Origin of the sequence: Psychrobacter sp. CAL346-MNA-CIBAN-0220, from assembly GCF_040309805.1 — a bacterium.
Taxonomy (GTDB): domain Bacteria; phylum Pseudomonadota; class Gammaproteobacteria; order Pseudomonadales; family Moraxellaceae; genus Psychrobacter.
This window is the reverse complement of sequence record NZ_JBEOPF010000212.1, coordinates 1-276: the sequence shown is the minus strand read 5'-3', so window position 1 is coordinate 276 and position 276 is coordinate 1. Positions and strand designations below refer to the sequence as shown.

Genomic DNA, 276 nt, shown 5'->3' with positions numbered 1-276 from the left:
AGTTATTCCGATTCATCCCATCGACGCCGCTTCGCGTCGATCAATGGGTTTTCTCGGAAGGATTCGATAAAATTAACCAAGTTGTTGCTGGGGCTTTATTAAAACAAGCCGGTATTTCATTTGATATTGCTGAAAACGGATGTGAGGCGATAAAGCAACTAAATGAGCAACCCGCTAATACTTACCAGTTAATTTTAATGGACTGCCAAATGCCTGAAATGGACGGCTACCAAGCAACTAAAGCGATTAGAAATGGCGACTCGGGTAAGCATTATC

The 276-nt window shown here is 42.4% G+C and carries 1 protein-coding gene; it reads left to right on the top strand.

Annotation, left to right across the window (positions count from 1 at the left end; all coding sequences use genetic code 11):
• On the top strand, positions 1-276 hold a 276-nt coding region (locus tag AAEY88_RS13365; protein WP_350563169.1), incomplete at both ends, for a response regulator.